This window comes from Sphingomonas sp. (genome assembly GCF_050725575.1).
In the GTDB taxonomy this organism is placed as follows: Bacteria; Pseudomonadota; Alphaproteobacteria; order Sphingomonadales; family Sphingomonadaceae; genus Sphingomonas.
Genome location: NZ_JBOHHW010000013.1, coordinates 63,357 through 87,016 on the forward strand (window position 1 = coordinate 63,357; position 23,660 = coordinate 87,016).

Consider the following 23,660-nt stretch of genomic DNA (forward strand, 5'->3'; position numbering starts at 1 on the left):
CCGATATCAGGCGCAATGGCCGACTCAGGCTGGCGCGCCCTTTGCCGCCATGTCCTTGTCAACCGCAGCCTCGGCTCGATAGCGGAAAGGCAGGTCGATCCATTCCCGCACGCTTTGCGGCTGAGCGATTTCAGCCAGGCCAACCGCCGGCCACTCGTCCTGTTTCGGGTAATAGGCCGTCCCGAACAACCGGTCCCAGAAGCTGAAGGTGATCCCAAAATTCTTGTCGAAATGGTGCCGCTCCATCGAGTGGTGAATGCGATGAAAGCGGTTGTCCGCGACAATCACCCGGAGGAAACCGAAATTGACGTTGGTGGGCGAGTGCAGGAACACCACCTGAAACCAGATAATCATTCCGATCAGTGGTATCGTCGGGCCATAGTTAACCATCACCAGACTAATCGGAAGCGCCACGATGATCGTGTTGAAGAACGCTTCACTCGCATGATGATATGAATTTACCGCGTTCAGGTCGGTGATCGAATGATGGACGGCATGGAAGCGCCACAGCCATGCGTGCTGCGCCCGGTGGAACCAATAGGCGAAGAAGTCGCCGACCACCAATCCGAGCAGCACGGCGCCGGCAACGGCGAAAGGACCGGCCCAACCCAATGCCTGCACGATATCGAGCGTCAGCAACGGCGCGATTCCCAACCATGCCCAGAGCGCGGACAATGCCGTGGTGATCGCGAGTGACACCGGAATCCACACCGCCCAGAACATCAGCCCGGCAACCCGCCCGGCAAGTGAGGTCGGCTGTTTCGCGGATATCCGCTCGATCAGCGTCAGGATCACGAAGATAAGCGACCATGAGGTATAGTCGCGAAGGGCGGCCAGGGCGAAGGCTTCTACTTGGTCCATCCCGTAATTTTCGCTCAGCGCTGTTTAATTTCCGCCTAATCTCCGCTGAAAAAATGCGATATTTGGCTTGCGGCACATTCCTGCCTGCGGTGTTTGCCACCTCAGGCTATGCAAAAACATCTTCCAGCTGCTGTGCCTGCGGCCCGTCCTTCCAGTCGCGCAACTCGACATAGAGCGATGTCTGTGCGGTGCTCCAGAAGGTGCTGATCAGCGTGGCGCCGATGCCATTGCCGATCAACCAGCTGATCGGCAGGCCGTCCTTCCCCAGTTGCGCCATGGCCTGCACCCCGCCGCCGGTGATGATCAGCGCGGCGCCGAGCATTGATGTGATCAGCGAGTAGAAGAGCAGGATGATCAGCGTCAGCCCCAGCACCTTCCAGCGCGCGCCCTTGGTCAGACGGGCGCTGCGGCCGAGTGCGCCGAACAGGCCGCTGCGCTCCTCGACCAGAACAGGAGCGGCGACCGCCCAAAGCAGGTACAGTATGATTCCGGGGACGAACAGCAACACCAGGCCCAGGCTGACGCCAAGGCCGACGATCAGTGCCAGGCCGATCAGCGGGAATGCCACGCGCAGGCCGGCCACGACGCTTTCGCCGAAGGATGCGCGCCGCCCTTGGCTATGCGCCACCGTCGCGCGCACCAGCGCGCCTTGCACGATCATCGACAGGATCAGCCCGATGATCATCGATCCCAGGCTGATGATCAGGCTGTCGCGGATGCCATTGGGTTGTCCCTCCAGTGCTATTTGCAGGCGTTGGCTGAAATACCCCATGATGATGCTGGGCAGCGCGCCGAACAGAAAAGCGATGCTGAGCATGACCACCGGGTTGGCGGCGATCGCGGCAAAGCTGCGATTCATGATTCGTCCGACCGAAACCGGCTCGGCCGATGCCGGTGCGATGCGTGTCGCCATATCGATCCACCCCGTTGCCCGCAGCGGCCCTGCTTCCGGCCCGCGTCGGGTAATCTGACTCAGCCTGTGGGTCCTGTCCACCGCGAAGGTTGCGAACTTCTTCATTGCATGCGCGATCTCTTTGGATAAGTTCGGGAAAGCGGTTCATCGCGGTCCGGGGGACATTTCGTGACATCGGCATCATCGCAAGAAGCGGCGGCAGCCGCGGCGCGCCGCTTCACTGCCGCGCATGACGCGTTGCGTGCCGACACATCAGTGCAATTTGATCTCCGCGCCGCGCCGCCGCCACCCAAGCCGCCCGAATGGGTCCATCAGCTCGGCGAATGGGTCACTTCGGTGCTGCGCCCGGTCGGACGCGGGATCGCCTGGCTGTTCAACCTTCTCCCCAATGCGCCTTATGCGAGCATCCTGCTCTGGGGCGTTCTCGCCCTTGCGGCGCTGCTGTTGCTCTGGGTGATCGTCGACCGGGTTCGCAATGGCCATTGGCGCTGGCCGCGCTGGCGGCGCCGTGCGGTTGCCGACGCGGTGCCCGAGGACGACCCGCAATGGACGCCGGAGGCCGCGCCGGCACGGGCCTGGCTGCGCGAGGCCGATGCGCTCGCGGCCGAGGGGCATTATGCCGATGCGGTGCACCACCTGCTGATCCGCAGCATCGAGGATATCGGGCGCCGGCGGCCGCGCCTGATCCGCCCGGCACTGACCAGCCGCGATATCGCCGCCGCCGATGCGATTCCGTCGACCGCGCGCGATATCTTTGCCGGGATCGCGCGCATCGTCGAACGCAGCCTGTTCGGCGGCCGGGCGGTCGGTGCGACCGACTGGTCGGAAGCGCGCACCGCTTATGCCGATTTCGCCCTGCCCAAGGTGTGGAAATGAGCGACGCGGCAAGCGGGGGCACTGGTCGACGCATCGGCGGCGGCGATTCCGCATTTCGCCCACAGACTGTCGCGCTGATGCTGATCGTCGGCATCCTGGCATTCGTCGCAATGCTGGTGCTTGGCGCCTATGCGCCGGATCTCCGGCGGGGCAATAATGGCGGAACGCACGCATTGTCGCGCGCGGTCGTCGGCTTTAGCGGCCTGTACCGGCTGGTTGAGGCGACCGGGCGTCATCCGCGCATCATCCGCAACGACCATGAGCTCGAGACCGAGGATCTCGTCATTCTGTCACCGCCCGATGGGACGACCAATGTCACCCTCCCGGTGCAAAGCCGGACCGACAAGCCCACGCTGATGATCCTGCCCAAATGGAACGTCCAGGCCGACCCCACCGTGACCGGCTGGGTACGCTATGTCGGGCTCTATTCGCGTGACGTGCCCGAAGGCGTGCTTGCCCCGGGGACTAAGCTGACCGTCACCCGCCGCGCCAGCGGCGGCGCGGCGCTGATCGTCCCGGAAACGATGGTCGATGCACAGACCGGCGCTCCCGCCCGTTTCACCGCACCGCGGCCGTTACAGACCATCGCGGGTGCGGGGCTGCAGCCGGTGATCACCGATCGTGAGGGGCGCATCGTGCTCGGCCAGATCGGCACTGACCTGTACGTGCTGGCCGACCCCGATCTGCTGTCGAACCGCGGCATGAAGAATGCGAACCAGGCACAGGCCGCGCTCGCCCTGCTTGATTATCTCAGCGACACCGGCGCCGAGGGCATTGCGTTCGACGTGACGCTCAATGGTCTTGGCCATAGCCCCAGCCCGCTCAAACTGGCCTTTGCGCCGCCCTTCCTCGCCATGACGCTGGCAATTGCCGCCGCCTTGTTGCTCGCCGGCCTCTATGCGCTTGGCCGGTTCGGCCCGCCGCAGCGCCGCCCGCGCGCGATCGCGTTCGGCAAGGCGGCGCTGGTCGACAATACGGCGGCCCTGGTGCGCAAGGCCCGGCGCGAGGCGATGCTCGGCGGGCGCTATGCGCAGGTCGTCCGCGAGCGCGCCGTCGCTGCCTTTGGCGTGCCGGCGCGATTGCGCGATGCGGCGCTCGACGCCTATCTCGACAAACTTGGCGGGCGCGGCAGGTTCAGCGACCTTGCGCGCGCCGCCGAAGCCGCTGACGACCGACGCGCGCTGCTTGCCGCCGCGCAGACACTCCATGACTGGCAAGGGGAGAAGAACGGGTGACGATGGAAGACGTGCAGGCATTGGCCGCACAGATTCGCGCTGAAGTCGGCAAGGCCGTTATCGGGCAGGAGGCGACGGTCGAACTGATGCTGGTCGCGCTGTTCGCCGGCGGGCATGTCCTGCTGGAGGGACCGCCGGGCACCGCCAAAACCCTGCTTGCGCACAGCTTCGCGCGTGCGGTCGGGCTGAATTTCGGCCGGATCCAGTTCACCCCCGACCTGATGCCGGGCGATATCATCGGCGCGAACCTGTTCAACTTCCAGACCTCGACCTTCACGCTGACGCGCGGCCCGATCTTCACCGATCTGCTGCTCGCTGACGAGATCAACCGCACGCCGCCCAAGACCCAGGCGGCGCTGCTTGAGGCGATGCAGGAACGCACCGTGACGATCGACGGCGAGAGCCTTTCGCTCGGCGATCATTTCATGGTCGTCGCGACGCAGAATCCGATCGAACAGCAGGGCGTCTATCCGCTGCCCGAAGCGCAGCTCGACCGCTTCCTGTTCAAGCAGACGGTCGATTATCCCAGCGCCGGGGAGGAACGCCGCATCATCGCCACACACGGCGCCCGCCCGTCGGCGATGTCGCCGGAGAATTGGGGCGTCGAGGCCAAAGGCGATGCGAAGGCGATCCAGGCGGCGATCCAGGCGGTTGCCGGCGTGAAGCTGGTCGATGAAGTGATCGACTATATCGCGGCGCTGATCCGCGCCACGCGCGACGTGGCTGACCTGGAAAGCGGCGCCTCGCCGCGCGCCGGCGCGATGCTAGCGGGCGCGGCGCGCGCCCGTGCGGCGCTCGACGGGCGCGATTTCGTGATCCCCGACGACGTCAAGAGTCTCGCACCGCCGCTGCTGCGCCACCGCCTGATCCTGTCGCCCGCCGCCGAGATTGACGGGCGCGCGATCGAGGATGTGGTGGCCGGCATCATCGACGCGATCGAGGCGCCGCGTTGATCTATCCGACGCGCTCGGCGATCCTGCTCGCAGCGGCCGGTGCGCCGTTCGCGTTGCTTGTCGCCGTGTTTCTCCCGGGCAGCTGGTATGCCGGCCTGGTCTGGCCCGGCGCGGTGCTGCTGCTCGCCGCACTCGATGCGCTTTCGGGACTCCGGCCGGTACAGGGCAATGCGACGCTCGATCTGCCGAAATCGGCCAGTGTCGGGGCGACGATCGATGCGACGATCCGCGTGATGTTTACAGGGCGGGCGCCCGCTCGCGTCGAAGTGGCGATCGGCAATGATCCGCTGCTAGTGCCGGTGGAGGACGACCGGCTGCTCATCAACACCGCGGGGGCGACCGGCTCGGCGCGGATCCCGCTCACCACGATCCGACGCGGCACCGCGCGACTCGATACGCTGTGGCTGCGCTGGAAGGGCGGTCTCGGGCTGGTCTGGAAGCAACGCCGCATCGCGCAGAGCGCCACGATGCGCATCCTGCCCGATGTGCGCCCGGTGCGCGAACGCGGTGCGCAGATTTTCCAGCGCCATGCGCTGCAGGGCCTGATCGCGCAGATCGATCGCGGCGACGGTGCGGAGTTTGAATCCCTGGTCGAATTCCACTCCGGCATGGATCACCGCGCGATCGACTGGAAACAATCGGCGCGGCATCAGAAGCTTCATGCCAAGGAGTTCCGCACTGAACGCAACAATCAGATCGTCTTCGCTGTCGATGCCGGGCGGCAGATGTCGGAGCCGGTCGCGGGGCTGCCGCGGGTCGATCGCGCGGTCGCGGCAATGCTGCTCACATCCTGGGTGGCGCTGAAGCTCGGCGACCGTGTTGCACTGCATGCCTTCGATTCGCGCCCCCGCATCGCCAGCGGCCTGATCTCGGGGGCGGCCGGGTTCAGCGAACTGCAGCGGCTCGCCGCGGGAATCGACTATTCCGACGACGAGACCAATTACACCTTCGCGTTGATCACGCTCGCGCAGCGCCTGACGCGGCGCTCGATGGTCGTGCTGTTCACCGAATTCACCGACCTGACCTCGGCCGAATTCATGGTCCGCGCCGCGGCGCGCCTGGTCGAGAAGCATTTGCTGATGGTCGTGGTGCTGCGCGACGAGGAACTGGAAGCGCTCACCGGGGCACGGCCGCAGACCCCGGCCGACGTGACCCGCGCGGTCACGGCGGCGGCGCTGCTGCGCGACCGGCTGCTCGTGCTGACTCGCTTGCGGCATCTCGGCGTGCACGTCATCGAAAGCGAATATGACCGTGTGGGAGACCGGCTGGTGAGCGGCTATATCGATCTCAAGCGGCGCAACTTGCTATGAGCGCGGTCATCGACGCCCAGCCCATACTGGTCAATGCGAGCCGTTTTCGCGCCGCCCATGAAGGCGAATGGGAACAGCTCGATACGCTGGTCACTCGCATCGAGAAACGCTCGCTGGGCCGGCTCAGCGACGACGAGCTGCTCGCCTTGCCGTTGCTGTACCGCGCGACGCTCTCGTCGCTGTCGGTGGCGCGCGAAACCTCGCTCGACAATTCGCTGATTGTCTATCTCGAACAATTGTGCACCCGCGCCTATTTCCAGCTCTACGGTGTGCCAACCTCGGCCTGGCGGCAACTCGGCCAGTTCTTCGCACGCGGCTGGCCGCGCGCGGTGCAATCGCTGTGGCGTGAGACATTGGTCAGCCTGCTGCTCACTCTCGCGGGCACGGTGGTCGGCTATCTGCTGGTCAAGAACGATCCGACCTGGTTCTACGGCATCATTCCAAACAGCCTCGCCGGCGGGCGTGATCCATCGGCCTCGGCTGAGACGCTGAAGGCAGTGCTCTATGCCGAGCAGAAGGACGCGCTGGCGGTGTTCGCGACCTTCCTGTTCACGCACAATGCGCAGATCGCGGTCTTCTCCTTCGCGCTCGGCTTCGCCTTTGCCGTCCCGACCGTGCTGCTGATCCTCTATAACGGGCTGATGCTCGGCGCCTTTATCGCGCTCTATGCCGCCAAGGGGCTGGGCTATGCACTGGGCGGCTGGCTGATCATTCACGGCACGACGGAGTTTTTCGCGATCATCCTGGCCGGTGCGGCGGGCTTCAGGATCGGGACCGCGATCGCCTTTCCCGGGCGCCGGTCACGCGCTGATTCAGCAATCGATGCCGGGCGCACCGGTGCTCTGGTGATGGGCGGTGCGGTGATCATGCTGATGGTTGCCGGGCTGCTCGAGGGGATCGGACGCCAGACCATCAATAACGATCTGACGCGCTACGGCATCGGGCTGGCGATGCTGGTCGGCTGGACGGCCTATTTCTATCTGCCGCGCCGCGAGAGCGCCGATGACTAAGCTGAAAATGACCGATCCCCTGCGCCGGCGTTTCATCACGCCCGAGGGCGTCGATCTGAAGCTCGAACTCGGCAGCGCGGGGACGCGTGCGGGCGCCTTTCTGCTCGACGCGTTGATGGTGGTCGGCACGCTGATCGTGATGACGATCGGGATCCTGTTTCTATTGCGCTCGGGCGCAACGGAAATCCTCGCCATCCTGTGGCTGATCGGCTTCTTCGTGCTGCGTTTCGGCTGGTTCGTCATGTTCGAGATGGGCGGGCGCGGCGCCACGCCGGGCAAGCGCGTGATGGGATTGCGTGTGGTGGCGCGTGATGGTGCGCAGCTGACCGGCGGTGCCGTGATCGCGCGCAACGCGATGCGCGAGATCGAGGTGTTCCTGCCTTTGTCTTTCCTCGGCTATCAGACCGCGGAGGGGGCGGCCGATGCTTTTCTGGTGATCTTCGCGCTGCTGTGGAGCGGCATCTTCCTGTTCTTCCCGCTGATGAATCGCGACCGGCTCCGGATCGGCGACATGCTTGCCGGCACTTGGGTGGTGCGCGTGGCGCGGCAGAAGCTCGGCCATGATCTCGTTGCGCACGGAAGCACTCAGCCGCGCCGGACGTTCAGCGCGGCGGCACTCAATCTCTACGGCGTCTATGAACTGCAGACGCTTGAGGACGTGCTGCGTCGTGACCGCGAAGATGCGGTGGCCACCGTTGCCGAAACCATCCGGCGCAAGGCCGGCCTGCCCCGCGACGGCGACGATTACGCCTTTCTATCGGATTATTATGCGGCACTCTGCGCGCATCTCGAACGCGGCCTGATGGTCGGCCGCCGGCGCGACAGCAAGACGGATATCCTCACCAGCACCGGCAGTCGGGCGCGCCGCGTGTTCAGCGCGGCGTCGCTCAACATCTATGGTGCCCATCAGTTGGAAACACTCGAAGGCGTGCTGCGCCGCGGCAGCCCGGAGCAGGTGGCCAGCGTCGCCGAAACGATCCAACTCAAGACCGGCTTGCCCGGTGACGGTGATGATGCTGGCTTCCTGTCGGATTATTATGCGGCACTCCGCGCCCATCTTCAGCGCGGTGAGCTGGCCGGTCGCTAAGGCGATCGGGCCGGTGCGGTGCTTCAGGGCAGCTGGATCACTCTAAGCCGCTTCGGCCAGCAATTGCTTCGCGGTCTCGGACGTCCAGTCCATCCCGCCGGTCATCCGCCACACTTCCTTGCCCGACGAATCATATAATATGCTGGTCGGCAGGCTCACCTGATAGGCAGTGCTGAGCGCGACATTGGGGTCGAGATAGGGTTTGAGGTTTTTCACCCCGGTCCGGGCGAAGAACGGCGTGACCTTGGCTGCGCCCTCGAGATCCTGGCTTACCGCGACCACCGTCATGCGCCCGGCGACCGCGTCGAGCGTCGGCATCTCGGTAACGCAGGGGCCGCACCAGGTCGCCCACAGGTTGAGCAGCACCGGCTTGCCCGCGAAATCGGCGATCGAGGTCGTGGCGCCGCCTGGTGCCTGGAACGGCACGCCCGGCGCTTTCTCGCCCTTGTGACTGCGATCGAGCGTGCCGATCGTATCGACGAGTACCTTTTCGCCCTCTTTGGGCGCACCTGGCGCTGGGGTCGCCGCGACCGCAACGTTCGCCGCATTTGCCGTCCCATTCGTTGCGGTTGCGGCGTTCGCTTGCTCCGCGCCCGAGTCTTGCCTATCGCAACCGCCGACCAACAGGCCGGCTCCCAGGAGACAGATGATCGTCGAGCGCAGCGACATGACAGGTTCCAATGCAATGTGGGGCGGGCGTTTTGCCGAGGGCCCCGCGGCGGTGATGCGCGAGATAAATGCGTCGATCCCGTTCGACAAGCGGCTGTGGCGTCAAGATGTCGCCGGGTCCAGGGCGCATGTCGCCATGCTGGGCAAGCAGGGCATCGTCTCGGCCGAGGACGCGGCGACGATTTCGGCCGGCCTCGACCAGGTCGCGGCGGATTACGACGCGAACGGCGTGGCCGAGGATCTGGCGCTCGAAGACATTCATATGCAGACCGAAGCCAAGCTTGCTGCGCTGATCGGGCCGGTCGCCGGCCGGTTGCACACTGCACGCTCGCGCAATGACCAGGTGGCGACCGATTTTCGGCTCTGGGTGCGCGATTCGATCGACCAGGTCGGGACGGCGCTGGCCGGCTTCCAGCACGCTTTGCTGACTCGCGCCGAGGAACATGCCGGCAGCGTCATGCCCGGTTTCACGCATTTGCAGAGCGCGCAGCCCGTGACGCTCGGCCATCATCTGATGGCCTATCACGAAATGATCGCGCGCGACCGCGGCCGTTTCGCCGATGCGCGCGCCCGGCTCAACCGCAGCCCGCTCGGCTCGGCCGCGCTGGCCGGGACCGGCTTCCCGATCGATCGCGACGCGACCGCGGCGGCACTCGGTTTCGACGGCCCGACGCGCAATTCGCTCGACGGGGTCAGCGACCGCGATTTCGCGATCGAGTATCTCACCGCCGCCGCGCAGTGCGCGCTGCATCTGTCGCGGCTGGCCGAGGAGTTCATCCTGTGGGCATCGCAGCCGTTCGGCTTCGTGTCGCTCAGCGATCAATGGTCGACCGGCTCGTCGATCATGCCGCAGAAGCGCAATCCCGATGCGGCGGAACTGGTGCGCGGCCATTCGGGGCGGATCATCGGTTGCCTGACCGCGCTGATGATCACCATGAAGGGCCTGCCGCTCGCTTATTCAAAGGATATGCAGGACGACAAGCCGCCGGTGTTCGAGGCGCATGACCTGCTTGGCCTGTCGATCGCGGCGATGACCGGCATGGTCGAAAGCGCGACCTTCCGCACTGACCGCATGCGCCAAGCGGCCGAAGCCGGCTTCTCGACCGCGACCGACCTGGCCGACTGGCTGGTGCGCGAGGGGGGCATTCCATTCCGCGAGGCGCATCATATCACCGGCAGCGCGGTGAAGCGCGCGGAAGAGCTGGGTATCGCGCTCGACAAGTTGCCGATCGCTGACCTGCAAGCAATCGATGCGCGGATCGACGCACGGGTCTATGATGTGCTGAGCATCGACGCATCGGTCGCCAGCCGGACCAGCTTTGGCGGCACCGCGCCCGCCCGGGTGCGTGCGGCGATCGCGGCGGCGCGAGAGGGAGACGGACGATGAGGTTTGCGATTTCATTGCTTGCGCTGCTGCTGGCCGGCTGCGGTGCGTCCCGCGGCCTGCAACCCGCACCGGGCAAGACGCTGCCGGTTGCGCCCTATGGCGCGAAATCGCCCCCGACGGCCAAGGAGCTGCTCAAACCGGGCAACCAGTCCCGCCCCGAACGCAGCGATGAATTGCTTAAAAGCTCGGATCAGCGGCGCAGCGACGAGTTCAATCTCCCTCCCTCAAATTAATGGCACGCCACTGATGGATAATTTTACGCCGGTTGACGGCGCGCTCCATGCCGAGGGCGTGTCGCTCTCGACCATCGCCGACACTGTCGGCACGCCGGTCTACGTCTATTCGACCGCCGCGTTTCAGCGCCATGCGCGCGCCTTTCGCGAGGGACTGACCGGGGCGGGCGTGACCCGCATCCATCTCGCTTATGCGATCAAGGCCAATCCCAACCTGGCGGTGCTGCGCGTGCTCGCCAATGAAGGCTATGGCGCCGACGTCGTCTCCGGCGGTGAGATGGTGCGCGCGCTGGCCGGGGGCGTCCCGGCCAAAGACATCGTGTTCTCGGGCGTCGGCAAGACTCGCGAGGAGTTGAACGCCGCGCTTGATGCCGGGATCGGCCAGTTCAATCTTGAGCTGGAGGAAGAAGGCGAAGTGCTTGCGGCGCTCGCTCATGCGCGCGGTGTCCGCGCGCCGGCGACGCTACGCGTCAATCCGGACGTCGATGCCGGCACGCACGCGAAAATCTCGACTGGGCGCAAGGAGAACAAGTTCGGCGTGCCGATCGATCAGGCGGTTGAGATGTATGGCCGGCTTGCCGAACTCGACGGGCTCGCACTCCACGGCATCGCGATTCATATCGGCAGTCAGCTGCTCGACCTTGCGCCGCTCGAGGCCGCCTATACGCGGATCGGTAAGCTGATCGCGGAGTTGCGCAAATTCGGCCATTTCATCACTCGCGTCGATCTCGGCGGCGGGCTCGGCGTGATCTACAAGGCAGGCGACGTACCGCCGAGTGCGGCCGACTATGGCGCAATGGTCGCGCGCGTGACGAAGGATTGGGACGTCGAGCTGATGTTCGAACCCGGCCGGCTGATCGCCGCCAATGCCGGCGTGCTGCTGACCAAGGTGATCTGGGTCAAGCCAGGGGTTATCAATCCCTATGTCATCGTCGATGCGGCGATGAACGATCTGGCCCGTCCCGCGCTGTACGACGCCTGGCATGATTTCGTGGCGGTGCGGCCGAACGGCGAGCGCATGACCGCCAATATCGCGGGACCAGTGTGCGAAAGCGGCGATACCTTCGCGATGGGGCGCGAGATCGACGCGGTCCATTCGGGCGACCTAGCCGTGTTCCGCGGCGCCGGTGCCTATGGCGCGACGATGGCGAGCACCTATAACAGCCGGGCGCTGGTGCCCGAGGTACTGGTCGATGGCGACCGGTTCGCGGTGGTCGCCGACCGCATCCAGCCCGAGACGATCCTGGCAGCGGAGCGCCTGCCCGACTGGCTGAAGGGATGAGCTGGCACAGCCTGCCGCTGTTCGTGCGGCTGGCGGGCCGGCCAGTGATCCTGCTGGGCGACGGCGAGGCGGCGGAGGCCAAGCGGCGCTTGCTCGAGCGCGCGGGTGCCGTGATCGGCGATGAGGAGAGCGCGGCGGTACTGGCGATCGTCGCGATCGCCGATGAGGAGGGTGCCCGCGCGGCGGTCGAGCGGCTGCGCGTGCGCGGCATTCTAGTCAATGCGGTCGACCGGCCCGACTGGTGCGATTTCACCTTGCCGGCAATCATCGACCGCGATCCGGTGCTGGTCGCGATCGGCACCGGCGGTGCGTCGGCTGGGCTGGCAGCAGCGCTGCGCCAGCGGCTGGAGGCGCTGCTTCCGGCCAGTCTCGGTGCGGTGGCGACAGCGCTGTTTGCTGGCCGCGAGGCGATCCGGCGCGCTTATCCCGATCAGGGCGATCGCCGCCGGGCATTGGGCAATGCCCTGGCCGAGGGTGCTGCGCTCGATCCGTTGCGGGCGGACAAGGGTGATGTCGCGGCCTGGATCGCGGCCGGGTCGGATCCGAGCCGGCCCAAACTGGTCGAAATCGTGCTGACATCGGCCGATGTTGATGATCTCACCTTACGCCAGGCGCGCACGCTGGCGCTCGCCGATCGCATCTTTCACCGTGCCGATGTGCCGGCGGCGATCCTCGATCGGGCACGGGCGGACGCGGCTCGGATCGAATGCGCCGCGCCACCGGACGATCCCGGTGACGGGCTGTCGGTCGACCTGACGCTCGGTTAGTGCGCCTTATGCCGGGCGGGTTCACTACCCACCTGTCCGCTCCGGAAGTCGGTAACATTCACCCGAATCCCTGCCGTCATCCCTGCATTCGCGGGGATGACATTGGCGAAGCCTCTCGTCCGTCAGCGTCAGTCCTGAGCGCCTTGTGCAGGCGGCGATTCAACCAAGCCGCGGGATGTGGCAATGCGATGGCTGGACGAGACGCCGTCAGGCGCTTTTATCTCCGCTCTTTCTCATGGCCACGAAGCGTTGGGCATCGGCTCCTGTTTCGATCAAAACGGCCCCTGTTATGGCTCCTGTGCCGTCCTGTTTTCTATAATAGGAGCAAAAAATAATGGCCGAAAACAGGAGATAACAGGACGAAACCCGGGGGCATCGGCGGGCTAAGCGGCTCGCCCCCTAGCCGTTCAGGTTCAACCGTTCGACTTGGTCGTTGAGCGCCTGGATCGAGGCGATCAGCCGCATCCGGTCGGCGCGCGTTTCGGCCAATTCGGACCGCATCTCGCCTAGTTCCATCGCCCGCGCGGCGATGCGCGCGTCAAGCGCCGCATTCGAACGCTTGAGCTCGTTGATTCGCCGTGCCCGGGCAAGCGTGCGCTCGATCCGCGCGGCAAGGACTTCGAACGCGAAGGGCTTGGCGACATGGTCGTCGGCGCCGGCGGCCAGTGCCTCGACCGCAGCGGCCGGGTCGCTGCGCCCCGTCAGCATGATCACCGGCAGGTCGCGGGTTTCCGGGTTGCTGCGGATCTCATGCAGCACCGCGACGCCCGACATGCGCGGCATGATCATATCGAGCAGCACCAGGTCGAATCCTCGCGCAGCGATCAGGTCGAGCGCCTCGGCGCCATTGTCGCTAAGCGCAGTCAGAAAGCCGAGATGGGCAAGCCGCCGGCCAATTACGCCGAGATTGGTGCGGCTGTCATCGACTGCGAGGATCGTGCGTACCGGCCCGGGCCGTAATGGCACGTCCCGATGTTCGAAAAGCTCCATGATCAGTTGGTCCCACTGAATGATGGGGCGACGCTAGTCCGGGCCGGTCATTTTTTGGTTAACGAACCGAAACGATCTCAGCAAAACGATCAGGCGGCGCGCGCCTCGCGCCAGGCCTGGGCGATCTCGGTCAGGCTGGCGGCGATCTCGCGGAATGGCGCCGGATCATGGCCGATACTGGCATCGACCACGGTGCGACGCGCGCTGCCATACAGCTGCGCAAGCGCGGTCGCGACGGTGCCGCCAGCCTCGAAATCGAGCCCCGCTTCGAGCGCGAACAGGATCGCGGTGGCGCGCGTCACTTTTTCGCTCTTGATGCGGAACTGGCGGTTCTCCGCCGCCCAGGCGGCCGCACCAAGCGCGCGGATCAGTTCCTCATAGAGCAATTGCACCAGCGCCGGCCCGTCGGCTTCCGCCGTGCGTCCTGCAATGTCGATCTGGCGATAGGTGGATTCCGGGTCACGACCCAGTACGGTCGCGTACATCAATCGCTACTGTTCCAGGCATCGACCTGTTGCTGCAGGAAGGTGAGTGTGGATTTATACGCTGCGACGCGCGCGTCCATCGCGCCATATTGCTGGGTCAGCCTTTTGGTCATCACATCTTCGGCATCGGCCAGATCGCTCTGGTCATCGGCCAGGTCGGCCTGCGCCTTGGTGTAGCGCGTCGCGCTCGCACCAAGGCCGACCTTAGTGTCGACCGCGGTGTTTGAGATGGCGGTCAGCGCCGCCGGCAGGCCTTTTCCCGATGCGCCGCTGCCATCGGCGAACATCGCCTCGACCGCGTCGGGCCATTTGGTCAGCGCCTCGGTCAGCCGCGCCGTATTGACCGACAATGTGCCGTCGCGATTGGTCTGCACGCCGATCTCGGCCAGCGTCACCGGTACGCCATTGGGCGCGTCGGTCAGCAATGGGGTGAGGGTCAGCTGGCGCATCGACCGCGCCAGTGTCGCGGTGGCGGAATCGCTTTTCAGCAGGCCGGTGACCGGGTCGGTCTGTTCCTTGATGGCGGCACCGAGCTGGTTGAACGTCTCGACGAAATCATTGACCGCCTGGGACAGTGCGGCGGTCGGCGCGGTGGTGCCGAGCGTCACATTGGTGCCGACAGCGGCGCTCATCAGATCGAGCTTCACGCCTGGGATCAGGTCAGTGATGCTGTTGGTCGGCCGCTGCAACGCGACGCCGTCGACCGCGACGATCGCGTCCTTGGCGACCGAGCCGATCGTCGTGCCGGTCGCGCCGGGGCCGATGTTGAGCGAGGACAGGCCGGGCGCCGCCGGGTCCTCGTTCGCGGTCAGGGTGAAGGCTTTGGCCTCACCGGTCGCGCTCTTGATGCTCAGCCGCGAGCCATTGGCGTCAGTCAGCACGGTCGCGGTGACGCCGGCATTGGCGGCGTTGATCGACCGCGCAATGCCGCTCAGCCCCGAATTGCCGGCAGTGATCGGAATCGTGATCGGCGTGCCGGCGCCGGCGGTGAAGCCAGTCATCGCACCGTCAGTGACGGTCGCCTTGCCGAAGGTCAGGGTGAAGCTGCCCAGGCCGACCGATGCGACCGGATCGGCAATGGCGGGGCTGGTCGCGACCTGCGGTGCTGCGAGCTGGCGCACCTCGACAGAGGCCGACAGGCCGGCGAGCTTCGCGCCGGACAGGCCGCTGACCTTCAGGATGCTGCTGTTCGAACTGGTCGGCGCAGTCGCCAGCGTGCCGCCCTTGCTCAGCGCGGCAAGCGCGCCGGCAAAACCGGAAATGCCGCTCTTCAGCGTCGAGACGCCGGAAATCTGCTTGGTCAGCGCGTCGGATTTGGCGGTCAGCTGCTTGGTCTTGTTGGCGAATTGCGCATCGACCAGCGACGCTACCAGTTCCTTGACGTCGATGCCCGAACCGGCACCGAGTGCGGACGTGATCGATGTGGTGGCCATGATGTTCCCTCCGCTCTTCTGTATCAACGACCGATGCCGGCGATTCTTTAGCTCTGCTTGACCCCGTTTTCGTCGAATCGCGCGGTCGGCGGCACCGCGACAGGAGGGGCGACCGGCGGCGCGCTGCCGCCCGCGGCAACATTGACGCCGAACACAAAGGCCAGGATCGTCGCGATCGCCAGATACAGATCGTCGCGCACCTCCTGCCCTTCGCGGCTGGTGTAATAGACGGCACGCGCGATCGCTGGATATTCGAGTACCGGCACCTTGTTCTCAGCGGCGATCTCGCGGATCGCCATCGCCATCGCACCACGTCCCTTGGCGACCACCACCGGCACCTGGTCGTTCTCGCGGTCGTAACGCAGCGCGACCGCGAAATGGGTCGGGTTGGTCAGTACGACATGCGCCTCGGCCACGGCCTTGCGCGTGCCGCGCCGCATCATCTCGCGCTGGCGCTGGCGGATCGCGCCTTTGGCTTCGGGCGATCCTTCGCTTTCCTTATGTTCGTCCTTCACTGCCTGCTTGGTCATGCGCAATTTGTTGAGCAGGCGGATCAGCTGGATCGGCACATCGATCCCGGCGATGATCAGCAACCCGGCCGCCATGGCGAACAATATGCCCATCAATGTGCCGCCGAGCGTGCTGGTCGCCGCCTCGATATCGGACGAGACCAGCCCGATCATCATCTTCGACGATGACCACAGCATATAGCTGCCGATCGAGCCGAGCAGGAGAATCTTGAGCAGCGACTTGCCGAGCTCGATCCAACCCTGCGGGCCGAAAATGCGCTTCAGGCCCGATGCCGGATTGATCCGCCCTGCCTTGGGCGCGAGCAGCTTGCCGTTGAAGCTGAGCGAGCCGAGCCCGAGCTGGCTGAGGATCGCGGCGCCCAGCGTGATGACGAACAGCGAGATCAGCGACGGCGCAAGCTTCCAGCCTGATGCCATGATCGGGCGGAACGGCTCGAAATCGTCGACATCGCCGCGGCCGAACTGAAAGCTGGATGTCATCACGGCCTTGCACGCGGTGACCAGCGAGGGGCCGAACAAAGCGAGCCAGGCGCAGCCGGCCATCACCACCAGCGCGGTCGCGAATTCGCGCGAGCGGAGGATATCGCCCTGTTCGGCCGCGTCGCGTTTGCGCTTGGCGGTTGGTGCTTCTGTCTTGTCGCCGAATTCCTCAGCCATCAGCCGAGCACCAGGTTCTGCGTCGCGGCAAGCGCTTCGCGGATGATGACGAGCATGTAATCGCCCATTGCCGGGAAGGCCATGGCCAGCGCAATCACGCCGACCGCGAGGCTGGCGGGCAGGCCGACCGCGAACAGGTTGAGCGCGGGTGCGGAGCGCGACAGCATGCCGACCACCAGGTTGAGGCACAGCAGCAGAAAGCCGACCGGCAGCGCGAGCAGCAACCCGGCAAGGAAAGTATAGCCGCCGAAAAAGGCGATGCCCTTCAACTGTTCGGCGCCCATCCATGCCGCGCCGACCGGCATCACGTCATAGCTTTTGACGATCATCTCGACCAGCACGAGGTGCCCGTTGACCGACAGGAACAGCAAGGTGAGCATGATCGAGAAGAACTGGCCGAGCGCGGGGCTCGACCGGCCGTTCTGCGGGTCGATTGCATTGGCGAAGCCGATGCCCATCGAAATGCCGATCGCTTCGCTCGCCAGCATTGGCGCGGCAAAGGCAATCTGCAGCACAAAGCCCATTGCCAGGCCGACCAAAGCCTCGGCGGCGATGGCGAGGATCGTTGCGGCGGAAAAGACCTGGGCGGGCGGCGCCACCTGGTGCGTGCCAAGCACGAGGAAGCCAATCGCCGCCGACAATGTCACGCGCACCATCACCGGCACCGACACGGCGCCGAACACCGGCGCGGCGATGAACGCCGCGCCGATCCGCACCATGACGAAGACCAGAGCCCAGAGCTGCGGCTCGATCGAGAGGCCGAAACCCAAGACGCTCATCGCACGAGGTCGGGAATCCGCTCGAAGATGCTGATCGTGAAATCGCTCAGCAGCCCGAGGATCAGGCTGCCGAACACCAGGATCGAGATCGCGACGACGATCAGCTTGGGCACGAACGACAAGGTCTGTTCGTTGATCGACGTCGCCGCCTGGATCATGCCGAGGATCAGGCCGGCGAGCAAAGCCGGAATCAGGATCGGTGCGGCGGCAAGCGCCAGCACCCACATCGTCTCGTTCGCGACGGTGAGGAAATATTGCGCGTCCACAGCCCCGCTAACTCACGAAACTGTTGGCGAGCGATCCCATCGTCAGCGCCCATCCATCGACGAGCACGAACAGCAGCAGTTTGAAGGGTAAGGAGATGATCGTCGGCGAGAGCATCATCATGCCGAGCGACATCAGGACGGTCGCCACGACCAGGTCGATGACGATGAACGGCAGGAAGATCAGGAAGCCGATCTGGAACGCGGTCTTCAGCTCGCTGGTCACGAAAGACGGCAGCAGGACCGAAAAGGGAATGTCGGCTGGTTTGGCATAGGGGCCGGTCTTGGCGATGCCGGAGAACATGGTGATGTCCTTGACCCGGGTCTGCTTGACCATGAAGTCGTGCAGCGGGACGCCGGCGGTCTTGATCATCTCGGTCGCGCCGATCTTGCCTTCGGCATAGGGCTGGATCGCGGTGGTGTTCATGGTGTTGATCACCGGCGCCATGATGAAGAAGCTGAGGAACAGCGACAGGCCGATCAGCACCTGGTTGGGCGGCGTCTGCTGCAGGCCGAGCGCCTGGCGCAGGATCGCCAGCACGATGATGATCCGCGTAAAGCTGGTCATCATCAGCAGGATGCCGGGCAGGATCGACAACAGCCCCATGATGATGAGGACTTGCAGGCTGAGCGCCATCGGCGCGTCGCCGCCGCCGAGATCGCCAAGCGCGCGGTCGATCGCATCGCCGGTTCCCGGCGCGGCGGGCGGCGTCACCGCCGGCACGGCCTGCGCCAGTGCCGGGTGCGCGATGAGCAGGGCGAAGACGATGCCGAGCAGGACGAGCAGGATCTTGCCGCTCAGGCTCACGCGCTTCGGCTGTTCGCCACGGAACAGCGTCGGGCCATCCTGGCGGATGCGGCGGATCACGGGGCCACTCATTTTGGTTCGATCTTGTCGATCAGGTTGACGCCGCCGCGGCCGACCGAGACGAGCAGCTTGCGCCCCTCGAACTCAAGCACCGCCATGCGCAGGCCGGGGGAGATCATCATCGTCTCCTGCACCTTGAGCATGCGGTTGGCGGGCTGGCCCGGCAGGCGCGACTCAAGCTTGCGCCACAGATAGAGGCAGCCGATCATCAGGCCGCAGACTAGCGGCAGCAGCACGACCAGCTTCAGGATATAGGACCACATCATGACCGGTCAGGCCCGCTTCTCAGGCGAGACCAGCTCGGTCATGCGCACGCCGAAACGGTCGCCGACCGTGACCACTTCGCCGCGACCGATCAGCGTGCCGTTGACCAGCACGTCGAGCAGCTCATTGGCTTGGCGGTCGAGCTCGATGACGCTCGATTCGCCAAGCGCAAGCAGCTCGCGCAAGGTCAGCTGAGTCGAGCCGATCTCCACGGTCAGCTTGACGTCGACATCCTGCAGCAGCCGGAAATTGGCAGCGAGCGAGGCGTCGACCGGATGTCCACCGGTCATGTCGTTCATTGGAAATCCTCGAGTTCACGGGTGATCGAATTGAGCTTGATTGCGGCCTTGCCGTTCGACGTGCCGACGGTGCCGAAGCCGAGCCGGTCGCCGCCGACCATCACCGGCACTTCGGCGCCGAAGCTGATCGGGATGACGTCGCCGGGCTTCAGATCCATCAGCAGATTGAGCGAGACGATCGGCTCGGCCAGGACCGAGCGGACCGGGAATTTCACGCCCATCACCGCGCGCGTCAGGCTGGTACGCCAGGCCGGATCGGGGGCGGCGGTCTTGGCGTGGACCTTGCCGGTCAATGACGGGGTATGCGGCTTCAGCGCCGTGACCGGATAGACCAGGTCGAGGAATACCGGTTTGGCATTGCCCGATCCGATGCCGAACCGGGTCACGACAACCGGATCCTCGCCGTCCAGTCCCTGGATCAGCGCCGGGTTCGCCTCGACATGCGCGGGCACGAACTCGATCCGTGTGAGTGGCTCCCAGGCACTCCGCAGCGGGGCTGCGAGCATCGTGCCGAGCCGCCCGATCATCGCCTCGGCGGCGGGCGTGAACTCGGCGGGCATCTCATGCACCGCACCGGTGCCGCCGAAGAACAGGTCGAGCAATTCCATCACGAAGCGCCCGTCGAACACCGCGAGCATGTTGCCGGTGGCGGGCGCGCCAGCGGGCACCATAGCGAGCGGCAACCAGGCGGTCAGCCCGTCGGGGCGTTCGGTGCGGTAATCGGCGAAGCGCTGCACCACCAAAGGTTCGGCAAAGACACGCACTTCACGACGCAGCAGCGGCTCGAACACGCCGCGCAGCGACCGCGCAAGACGCGCGGACAGATGCTGCAGCGTGTGCAGGTCGCCGAACGGATTGATGTTTGCGACCCCGAGCGTGGCGTGATCCGCCTGCTGCCGGGGTCGTTCCCGCCGATCCGTCGTGTTTGGTGAAGCGTCGTTAACCATCGACGTTCACTGAACAACAAAATTGGTAAAGTAGACGTTACCAACGCCGCCAAAACCTTCTTTTTCCTTAAGCGTGTCGTTGATCGCCTTGGCCAGCCGGCGCTGCAATTGCGTCTTGCCCTCGACCGAGAAGACCTGCTCCTCCGACGTATCGCCAAGCGTCATCAGGATCGCGGAGCGCACCGCGATCTCGTTGGTTTTCAGATTGTCGATGACCGTGTCGTCATAGGGCGTGGAGATGGCGATGCCGACCTGGACGAAATGCACGCTGTCCTGGAGGTTGGAGGTGAACTCCTTTTCCAACGCATAATAATTGGACGCGAACTTGTCGCCGCCCGAGCCCTTGGGCGGCGCCTTGCCATGGCTCTCGCCGCCGCCCTCACCCTCGCCACCGGCGCCGCCGCCGCGTTTCTGCTCGCTCTTCGGGACCAGCCTGGGGCCGCTCGCTGCGGCTTCGACATGCGCGGCGCCGCCGCCGAGCAGGCCCGAGCCCGAGGCATAGAGCCCCGCGCCAACGCCGCCGCCGACCAGCACGAGCAGGCCGACGCCAAGCATCAGCTTCTTCATCAGTCCGCCCTTCTTCTTGGGCGCTTTCACGTCTTCTGCGGGGTCGCTCATGGTCTTGTTCCTTCAGCTCAAGCGATGCGTTGATCAGTGGTGGTGTCGGTGTCGGGACTTGCGGCGCGGGCCGGCGCGTTCGGGAGGATCGGCTGGGGCTGGTGCGGCTGGCGCCCGGCGCCGGTGCCGCCGCCATCGACGCTCGACTGCGCGATGCGCACGCCGCGCGCTTCGGCAAGTTCGGCCAGGCGCGGCTGCGCATCGTTCAGCAAGGTGCGGGTCGCGGCGCTTTCCGCGGTGAAATGGACGTGCAGCGTGTCGCCATGTTTACGCACTGCGACGTCGACTGCGCCGAGCGCATCGGGAACGAGGCGGATGCGCGTGTCGCGCGAATCGGCATCGTCACGCAGCACCTCGATCCGGTCGATCATTGCCTGCAGCCCCGCATCCTGCCGCAGATCGAGTGGTGCGCGCTGTGCATCCCCGGCTGCCTGGACGACCGGGCGATGAACCGTCTCGGTCACCGCGTTGAGCGCGGCGGCAAGAGCGGCCGGCGTCTGTGGACGATCATCCTCGCCAGCAACGCGCTGACGCTGGCCGATGGCGGCAAGTATCGCGGCGGCAAAGGCCTGGCCGGCGGGCTGAGCGGTCGGTGCTGGTGACAGTGCGGCTGCCGCGCCGGTTGCCGATATCGGCGCGTCGCGACGTGGCGCGGCGTTGTCGGCCGTCACCGGCTGCGCTTTGGCCTCGACCGGGATCGGTGTTGAAACATCAATCACTGGCTTGCCCGGAATCGCCGTGGCGACTCCCATGGGCTGCGCGCCGGTCAAGGGCTGAGCGGTTTCGGTCAGCGCTGGATCAGCCGCGAGCGGCAAGGCAGGGGTGGATAATGCCGCGTTGATCGTCAGTTGCGGCCCGCCGGGTAACGGAATTGCCCGTGCGACGGGCAAGGGCTGAGGCAGGGCGGCCGGCAGCCAGACCAGGGTCGGATCAATCTCGGTATCGGCATCGTCAGGCAAGGCTTCGCCGCCGGCGGCAAGATCCTGCCGCTTTACGGACAGTCCCGGCAATGCCGGATCACCCGCTGGCGCCGTGTCTCCCGCCTTCAGAAAATCGGCCAGCGCGACCGTGAAGGCGCTCGAATCGCCGCCGGAACCGGCGGCTTTCGGCGCCTTTTCAGACGGCTTTGCCAATGCTGCAGAAAACTCGATCATCCATATACCCCGGCCGGCGACAGTCGCCGCCGGGCGATCAGCAAGGATCGTGCCGGATTTTCCTGACCGATGGTGCGCTTTCCATCGCGCGAATCGCCTTGAGTGCCGCTTCGGCGTCAGCACGGGCGAGAAGTTTCTCGATTGCGCTCTGATCGCGCTTGGCTTCGCGCGATGCCTCGGCGGCACGTTCGACGCCGCGTTCGGCGATGCGCAGGCGTTGTTCGGCCGCTTCGGCCGATTGCTGCAGCCGGTCGCGGAAATGCGCCGCGGCGATCAGCGAAAAGGCATGGCCGCCGCTGGTGGACGGGGCGATATCCTCGGCAAGCTGGGCGATGCGGTTGCGCAACGTGACTTCGCTCGCAACCCGTTCGTTGGCGCGCGCTTCCTCGGCCCGCACCAGTCCGAGCTGAAGCGTGCGGACGCGCAGGATCCGGTCGAGCTTGCGGGTCTGCGCCATCTCAGTCGGCGCCGAACACGCCGACCAGTTCCTCGGTCGCGTCGTTCAGCGACACGGTCTCGTCCGGGTCCTGGCGGATATATTCCATCACCGCCGGGTGACACGCGATCGCGGCGTCGATCGCCGGATCGGCGCCGGAGCGATAGGCGCCCATCAGCACCAGGTCGCGATTTTCCTCATAGGTGGCGAGATGCCGGCGCAGCACGCGCGCGGCATTGGCGTGTGGCCGGCCGACAATGTCAGTCATCACCCGGCTGACCGATGGCCCGATATCGATCGCGGGATAAACGCCGCGCTCGGCGAGCTGGCGCGACAGCACGATATGGCCATCAAGGATCGAGCGTGCCGAATCGACCACCGGATCATTGCCGTCATCGCCATCCGCAAGCACGGTATAGATCGCCGTGATCGATCCGCCGCTCGACACACAGGTGCCGGCGCGTTCGATCAGATTGGGCAGCATGGCGATCGCGCTGGGCGGATAGCCGCGTGCGCTGGCCGGCTCGCCCAGCGCCAGGCCGATCTCGCGGCCGGCATGCGCGACGCGAGTCAGGCTGTCCATGATCAACAGCACTTTCTTGCCCTCGGCGCGGAACGCCTCGGCAATGGCATGGGTGCGCAGCGCGCCGCGGATGCGCAGCACCGGCGAATGATTGGCCGGGACCGCGATCACCACCGAGCGCGCCCGCGCTTCGCCCGCCACCTTGGTCTCGAGGAAATCGGCGACTTCGCGGCTGCGCTCGCCGATCAGGCCGATGACGATCACATCCGCCTGGGCGGCGCGCACGATCATGCCGAGCAGCACCGATTTGCCGACGCCTGAGCCTGCCATGATGCCGATGCGCTGACCCTGGCCGATGGTGAGCAGCCCGTTGATCGCGCGCACCCCGACATCCATTGGCTGCAATACGCGGCCACGGTCGAGCGGGCTTTGCAGCTTGCCGCCGATCGGCCAGCGCCCGGCGCCGCGAATCGGGCCGAGCCCGTCGATCGGCTTGCCCGCGCCATCGACCACCCGGCCGAGCAGGGCGGCGCCGACCTCGGCTTCACCGGGAGGGCCGATCGGCCGGACCGGCGATTGCGGCAGCAACGGTGCCGGGCCGCCGAGATTCATCAACAGGGTGCGGCCATTGCGGAACCCGATCACCTCGGCCTCCACGCCCGCGCCTTTGGCGCCGACCTGGCACATTGTGCCGACCGGCAGCTGCAGGCCGATCGCCTCCATCAACAGCCCGTCGAACGAGGCGAGGCGTCCCGATACCTTGGGCTGTGGCGCAAAGTCTGGCACCCCAAGCGATTCGAGATAATTGGTCGTGAAGCGGTTCAACATTAG

27 protein-coding genes are annotated in these 23,660 nt (G+C 65.7%); 10 read left to right on the forward strand and 17 right to left on the reverse strand.

Going from position 1 to position 23,660, the window contains the following annotated elements; all coding sequences use genetic code 11:
- Positions 1 to 24 precede the first annotated feature (24 nt).
- Together ACRECS_RS11260 and ACRECS_RS11265 are read right to left on the reverse strand one after the other, a co-directional pair.
- Complete coding sequence (locus tag ACRECS_RS11260; RefSeq protein ID WP_431583051.1) at positions 25 to 723, reverse strand: sterol desaturase family protein; 699 nt, start codon at positions 721 to 723, stop codon at positions 25 to 27.
- A gap of 244 nt (positions 724 to 967) precedes the next feature.
- The gene (locus tag ACRECS_RS11265) at positions 968 to 1,774 is read right to left on the reverse strand and encodes a hypothetical protein (protein WP_431583052.1); all 807 of its coding nucleotides are present in this window, start codon (positions 1,772 to 1,774) and stop codon (positions 968 to 970) included.
- A 168-nt stretch (positions 1,775 to 1,942) separates the two neighbouring features.
- On the opposite strand from ACRECS_RS11265, the gene ACRECS_RS11270 reads away from it, so the two are divergent.
- The 6 genes from ACRECS_RS11270 to ACRECS_RS11295 are packed head-to-tail and all read left to right on the forward strand — an operon-like array spanning position 1,943 to position 8,245.
- The gene (locus ACRECS_RS11270; protein WP_431583053.1) at positions 1,943 to 2,650 is read left to right on the forward strand and encodes a DUF4129 domain-containing protein; all 708 of its coding nucleotides are present in this window, start codon (positions 1,943 to 1,945) and stop codon (positions 2,648 to 2,650) included.
- Positions 2,647 to 3,885 carry a hypothetical protein gene (locus ACRECS_RS11275; RefSeq protein ID WP_431583054.1) on the forward strand — a complete coding sequence of 413 codons (1,239 nt, stop codon included), beginning with the start codon at positions 2,647 to 2,649 and terminating at the stop codon, positions 3,883 to 3,885. The genes ACRECS_RS11270 and ACRECS_RS11275 overlap by 4 nt, the downstream gene beginning before the upstream one ends.
- Positions 3,886 to 3,887: 2 nt before the next feature.
- Positions 3,888 to 4,838: an AAA family ATPase gene (locus tag ACRECS_RS11280; protein WP_431583117.1), complete on the forward strand. Its 951-nt coding sequence runs from the start codon at positions 3,888 to 3,890 to the stop codon at positions 4,836 to 4,838.
- Positions 4,835 to 6,148, forward strand: coding sequence for a DUF58 domain-containing protein (locus ACRECS_RS11285; protein ID WP_431583055.1), 1,314 nt, complete (start codon positions 4,835 to 4,837; stop codon positions 6,146 to 6,148). Before ACRECS_RS11280 ends, ACRECS_RS11285 begins: the two co-directional genes overlap by 4 nt.
- Positions 6,145 to 7,158 (forward strand): stage II sporulation protein M, encoded by a 1,014-nt coding sequence (locus ACRECS_RS11290; RefSeq protein WP_431583056.1) that lies wholly within the window; start codon positions 6,145 to 6,147, stop codon positions 7,156 to 7,158. Before ACRECS_RS11285 ends, ACRECS_RS11290 begins: the two co-directional genes overlap by 4 nt.
- Positions 7,151 to 8,245, forward strand: a complete 1,095-nt coding sequence (locus ACRECS_RS11295; RefSeq protein WP_431583057.1) for an RDD family protein — start codon at positions 7,151 to 7,153, stop codon at positions 8,243 to 8,245. The genes ACRECS_RS11290 and ACRECS_RS11295 overlap by 8 nt, the downstream gene beginning before the upstream one ends.
- Positions 8,246 to 8,287: 42 nt before the next feature.
- Here ACRECS_RS11295 and ACRECS_RS11300 read toward each other — a convergent pair whose 3' ends face one another.
- Complete coding sequence (locus tag ACRECS_RS11300) at positions 8,288 to 8,914, reverse strand: TlpA family protein disulfide reductase (protein ID WP_431583058.1); 627 nt, start codon at positions 8,912 to 8,914, stop codon at positions 8,288 to 8,290.
- A 16-nt stretch (positions 8,915 to 8,930) separates the two neighbouring features.
- Between ACRECS_RS11300 and argH the strand changes: the two genes are divergently transcribed.
- Genes argH through ACRECS_RS11320 form a run of 4 tightly spaced genes read left to right on the forward strand, consistent with a single transcriptional unit; the run spans position 8,931 to position 12,583 of the window.
- Positions 8,931 to 10,301, forward strand: a complete 1,371-nt coding sequence (argH, locus tag ACRECS_RS11305; protein WP_431583118.1) for an argininosuccinate lyase — start codon at positions 8,931 to 8,933, stop codon at positions 10,299 to 10,301.
- Positions 10,298 to 10,534: a hypothetical protein gene (locus tag ACRECS_RS11310; RefSeq protein WP_431583059.1), complete on the forward strand. Its 237-nt coding sequence runs from the start codon at positions 10,298 to 10,300 to the stop codon at positions 10,532 to 10,534. The genes argH and ACRECS_RS11310 overlap by 4 nt, the downstream gene beginning before the upstream one ends.
- 13 nt (positions 10,535 to 10,547) lie before the next feature.
- Positions 10,548 to 11,816, forward strand: coding sequence for a diaminopimelate decarboxylase (gene lysA, locus ACRECS_RS11315; protein ID WP_431583060.1), 1,269 nt, complete (start codon positions 10,548 to 10,550; stop codon positions 11,814 to 11,816).
- Complete coding sequence (locus tag ACRECS_RS11320; RefSeq protein WP_431583061.1) at positions 11,813 to 12,583, forward strand: precorrin-2 dehydrogenase/sirohydrochlorin ferrochelatase family protein; 771 nt, start codon at positions 11,813 to 11,815, stop codon at positions 12,581 to 12,583. Before lysA ends, ACRECS_RS11320 begins: the two co-directional genes overlap by 4 nt.
- A 399-nt stretch (positions 12,584 to 12,982) precedes the next feature.
- On the opposite strand, the gene ACRECS_RS11325 is transcribed toward ACRECS_RS11320, so the two are convergent.
- The 14 genes from ACRECS_RS11325 to ACRECS_RS11390 form a co-directional block, all read right to left on the reverse strand.
- Positions 12,983 to 13,573, reverse strand: a complete 591-nt coding sequence (locus ACRECS_RS11325; protein ID WP_431583062.1) for a response regulator — start codon at positions 13,571 to 13,573, stop codon at positions 12,983 to 12,985.
- A gap of 89 nt (positions 13,574 to 13,662) precedes the next feature.
- Positions 13,663 to 14,058 (reverse strand): flagellar export chaperone FliS, encoded by a 396-nt coding sequence (gene fliS / locus ACRECS_RS11330; protein ID WP_431583063.1) that lies wholly within the window; start codon positions 14,056 to 14,058, stop codon positions 13,663 to 13,665.
- Positions 14,058 to 15,491 (reverse strand): flagellar filament capping protein FliD, encoded by a 1,434-nt coding sequence (gene fliD / locus ACRECS_RS11335; RefSeq protein ID WP_431583064.1) that lies wholly within the window; start codon positions 15,489 to 15,491, stop codon positions 14,058 to 14,060. The genes fliS and fliD overlap by 1 nt, the downstream gene beginning before the upstream one ends.
- 47 nt (positions 15,492 to 15,538) lie before the next feature.
- Positions 15,539 to 16,678 carry a flagellar type III secretion system protein FlhB gene (gene flhB, locus ACRECS_RS11340; protein WP_431583065.1) on the reverse strand — a complete coding sequence of 380 codons (1,140 nt, stop codon included), beginning with the start codon at positions 16,676 to 16,678 and terminating at the stop codon, positions 15,539 to 15,541.
- Positions 16,678 to 17,457, reverse strand: a complete 780-nt coding sequence (fliR, locus tag ACRECS_RS11345; RefSeq protein WP_431583066.1) for a flagellar biosynthetic protein FliR — start codon at positions 17,455 to 17,457, stop codon at positions 16,678 to 16,680. Before fliR ends, flhB begins: the two co-directional genes overlap by 1 nt.
- Positions 17,454 to 17,723 (reverse strand): flagellar biosynthesis protein FliQ, encoded by a 270-nt coding sequence (gene fliQ, locus ACRECS_RS11350; RefSeq protein ID WP_034157874.1) that lies wholly within the window; start codon positions 17,721 to 17,723, stop codon positions 17,454 to 17,456. Before fliQ ends, fliR begins: the two co-directional genes overlap by 4 nt.
- A 7-nt stretch (positions 17,724 to 17,730) precedes the next feature.
- Positions 17,731 to 18,600: a flagellar type III secretion system pore protein FliP gene (gene fliP / locus ACRECS_RS11355; protein WP_431583067.1), complete on the reverse strand. Its 870-nt coding sequence runs from the start codon at positions 18,598 to 18,600 to the stop codon at positions 17,731 to 17,733.
- Positions 18,597 to 18,854 carry a flagellar biosynthetic protein FliO gene (locus ACRECS_RS11360; RefSeq protein ID WP_431583068.1) on the reverse strand — a complete coding sequence of 86 codons (258 nt, stop codon included), beginning with the start codon at positions 18,852 to 18,854 and terminating at the stop codon, positions 18,597 to 18,599. The genes fliP and ACRECS_RS11360 overlap by 4 nt, the downstream gene beginning before the upstream one ends.
- Before the next feature lie 6 nt (positions 18,855 to 18,860).
- Complete coding sequence (gene fliN, locus ACRECS_RS11365) at positions 18,861 to 19,151, reverse strand: flagellar motor switch protein FliN (RefSeq protein WP_431583069.1); 291 nt, start codon at positions 19,149 to 19,151, stop codon at positions 18,861 to 18,863.
- Positions 19,148 to 20,098 carry a flagellar motor switch protein FliM gene (locus ACRECS_RS11370; protein WP_431583070.1) on the reverse strand — a complete coding sequence of 317 codons (951 nt, stop codon included), beginning with the start codon at positions 20,096 to 20,098 and terminating at the stop codon, positions 19,148 to 19,150. The genes fliN and ACRECS_RS11370 overlap by 4 nt, the downstream gene beginning before the upstream one ends.
- A gap of 6 nt (positions 20,099 to 20,104) precedes the next feature.
- Positions 20,105 to 20,716 (reverse strand): flagellar basal body-associated FliL family protein, encoded by a 612-nt coding sequence (locus ACRECS_RS11375; RefSeq protein ID WP_431583071.1) that lies wholly within the window; start codon positions 20,714 to 20,716, stop codon positions 20,105 to 20,107.
- 17 nt (positions 20,717 to 20,733) lie between these two features.
- On the reverse strand, positions 20,734 to 21,870 hold the full coding sequence (locus tag ACRECS_RS11380; protein WP_431583072.1) for a flagellar hook-length control protein FliK: 1,137 nt from the start codon (positions 21,868 to 21,870) through the stop codon (positions 20,734 to 20,736).
- A gap of 37 nt (positions 21,871 to 21,907) precedes the next feature.
- Complete coding sequence (locus tag ACRECS_RS11385) at positions 21,908 to 22,327, reverse strand: hypothetical protein (protein ID WP_431583073.1); 420 nt, start codon at positions 22,325 to 22,327, stop codon at positions 21,908 to 21,910.
- Between the two features lies 1 nt (position 22,328).
- Entirely contained in the window at positions 22,329 to 23,657 is a 1,329-nt protein-coding gene (locus ACRECS_RS11390) for a FliI/YscN family ATPase (RefSeq protein ID WP_431583074.1), read from the reverse strand.
- Positions 23,658 to 23,660 lie beyond the last annotated feature (3 nt).

Bases quoted from the DNA above. Each gene is read 5' to 3' on its own strand.
- ACRECS_RS11260 (WP_431583051.1), bottom strand. From the start codon at position 723: ATGTTCTGGGCGGTGTGGATTCCGGTGTCACTCGCGATCACCACGGCA.
- ACRECS_RS11265 (WP_431583052.1), bottom strand. From the start codon at position 1,774: ATGGCGACACGCATCGCACCGGCATCGGCCGAGCCGGTTTCGGTCGGA.
- ACRECS_RS11275 (WP_431583054.1), top strand. From the start codon at position 2,647: ATGAGCGACGCGGCAAGCGGGGGCACTGGTCGACGCATCGGCGGCGGC.
- ACRECS_RS11280 (WP_431583117.1), top strand. From the start codon at position 3,888: ATGGAAGACGTGCAGGCATTGGCCGCACAGATTCGCGCTGAAGTCGGC.
- ACRECS_RS11290 (WP_431583056.1), top strand. From the start codon at position 6,145: ATGAGCGCGGTCATCGACGCCCAGCCCATACTGGTCAATGCGAGCCGT.
- ACRECS_RS11295 (WP_431583057.1), top strand. From the start codon at position 7,151: ATGACTAAGCTGAAAATGACCGATCCCCTGCGCCGGCGTTTCATCACG.
- ACRECS_RS11300 (WP_431583058.1), bottom strand. From the start codon at position 8,914: ATGTCGCTGCGCTCGACGATCATCTGTCTCCTGGGAGCCGGCCTGTTG.
- argH (WP_431583118.1), top strand. From the start codon at position 8,931: ATGTGGGGCGGGCGTTTTGCCGAGGGCCCCGCGGCGGTGATGCGCGAG.
- ACRECS_RS11310 (WP_431583059.1), top strand. From the start codon at position 10,298: ATGAGGTTTGCGATTTCATTGCTTGCGCTGCTGCTGGCCGGCTGCGGT.
- lysA (WP_431583060.1), top strand. From the start codon at position 10,548: ATGGATAATTTTACGCCGGTTGACGGCGCGCTCCATGCCGAGGGCGTG.
- ACRECS_RS11320 (WP_431583061.1), top strand. From the start codon at position 11,813: ATGAGCTGGCACAGCCTGCCGCTGTTCGTGCGGCTGGCGGGCCGGCCA.
- ACRECS_RS11325 (WP_431583062.1), bottom strand. From the start codon at position 13,573: ATGGAGCTTTTCGAACATCGGGACGTGCCATTACGGCCCGGGCCGGTA.
- fliS (WP_431583063.1), bottom strand. From the start codon at position 14,058: ATGTACGCGACCGTACTGGGTCGTGACCCGGAATCCACCTATCGCCAG.
- fliD (WP_431583064.1), bottom strand. From the start codon at position 15,491: ATGGCCACCACATCGATCACGTCCGCACTCGGTGCCGGTTCGGGCATC.
- flhB (WP_431583065.1), bottom strand. From the start codon at position 16,678: ATGGCTGAGGAATTCGGCGACAAGACAGAAGCACCAACCGCCAAGCGC.
- fliR (WP_431583066.1), bottom strand. From the start codon at position 17,457: ATGAGCGTCTTGGGTTTCGGCCTCTCGATCGAGCCGCAGCTCTGGGCT.
- fliP (WP_431583067.1), bottom strand. From the start codon at position 18,600: ATGAGTGGCCCCGTGATCCGCCGCATCCGCCAGGATGGCCCGACGCTG.
- ACRECS_RS11360 (WP_431583068.1), bottom strand. From the start codon at position 18,854: ATGATGTGGTCCTATATCCTGAAGCTGGTCGTGCTGCTGCCGCTAGTC.
- fliN (WP_431583069.1), bottom strand. From the start codon at position 19,151: ATGAACGACATGACCGGTGGACATCCGGTCGACGCCTCGCTCGCTGCC.
- ACRECS_RS11370 (WP_431583070.1), bottom strand. From the start codon at position 20,098: ATGGTTAACGACGCTTCACCAAACACGACGGATCGGCGGGAACGACCC.
- ACRECS_RS11375 (WP_431583071.1), bottom strand. From the start codon at position 20,716: ATGAGCGACCCCGCAGAAGACGTGAAAGCGCCCAAGAAGAAGGGCGGA.
- ACRECS_RS11380 (WP_431583072.1), bottom strand. From the start codon at position 21,870: ATGATCGAGTTTTCTGCAGCATTGGCAAAGCCGTCTGAAAAGGCGCCG.
- ACRECS_RS11385 (WP_431583073.1), bottom strand. From the start codon at position 22,327: ATGGCGCAGACCCGCAAGCTCGACCGGATCCTGCGCGTCCGCACGCTT.
- ACRECS_RS11390 (WP_431583074.1), bottom strand. From the start codon at position 23,657: ATGTTGAACCGCTTCACGACCAATTATCTCGAATCGCTTGGGGTGCCA.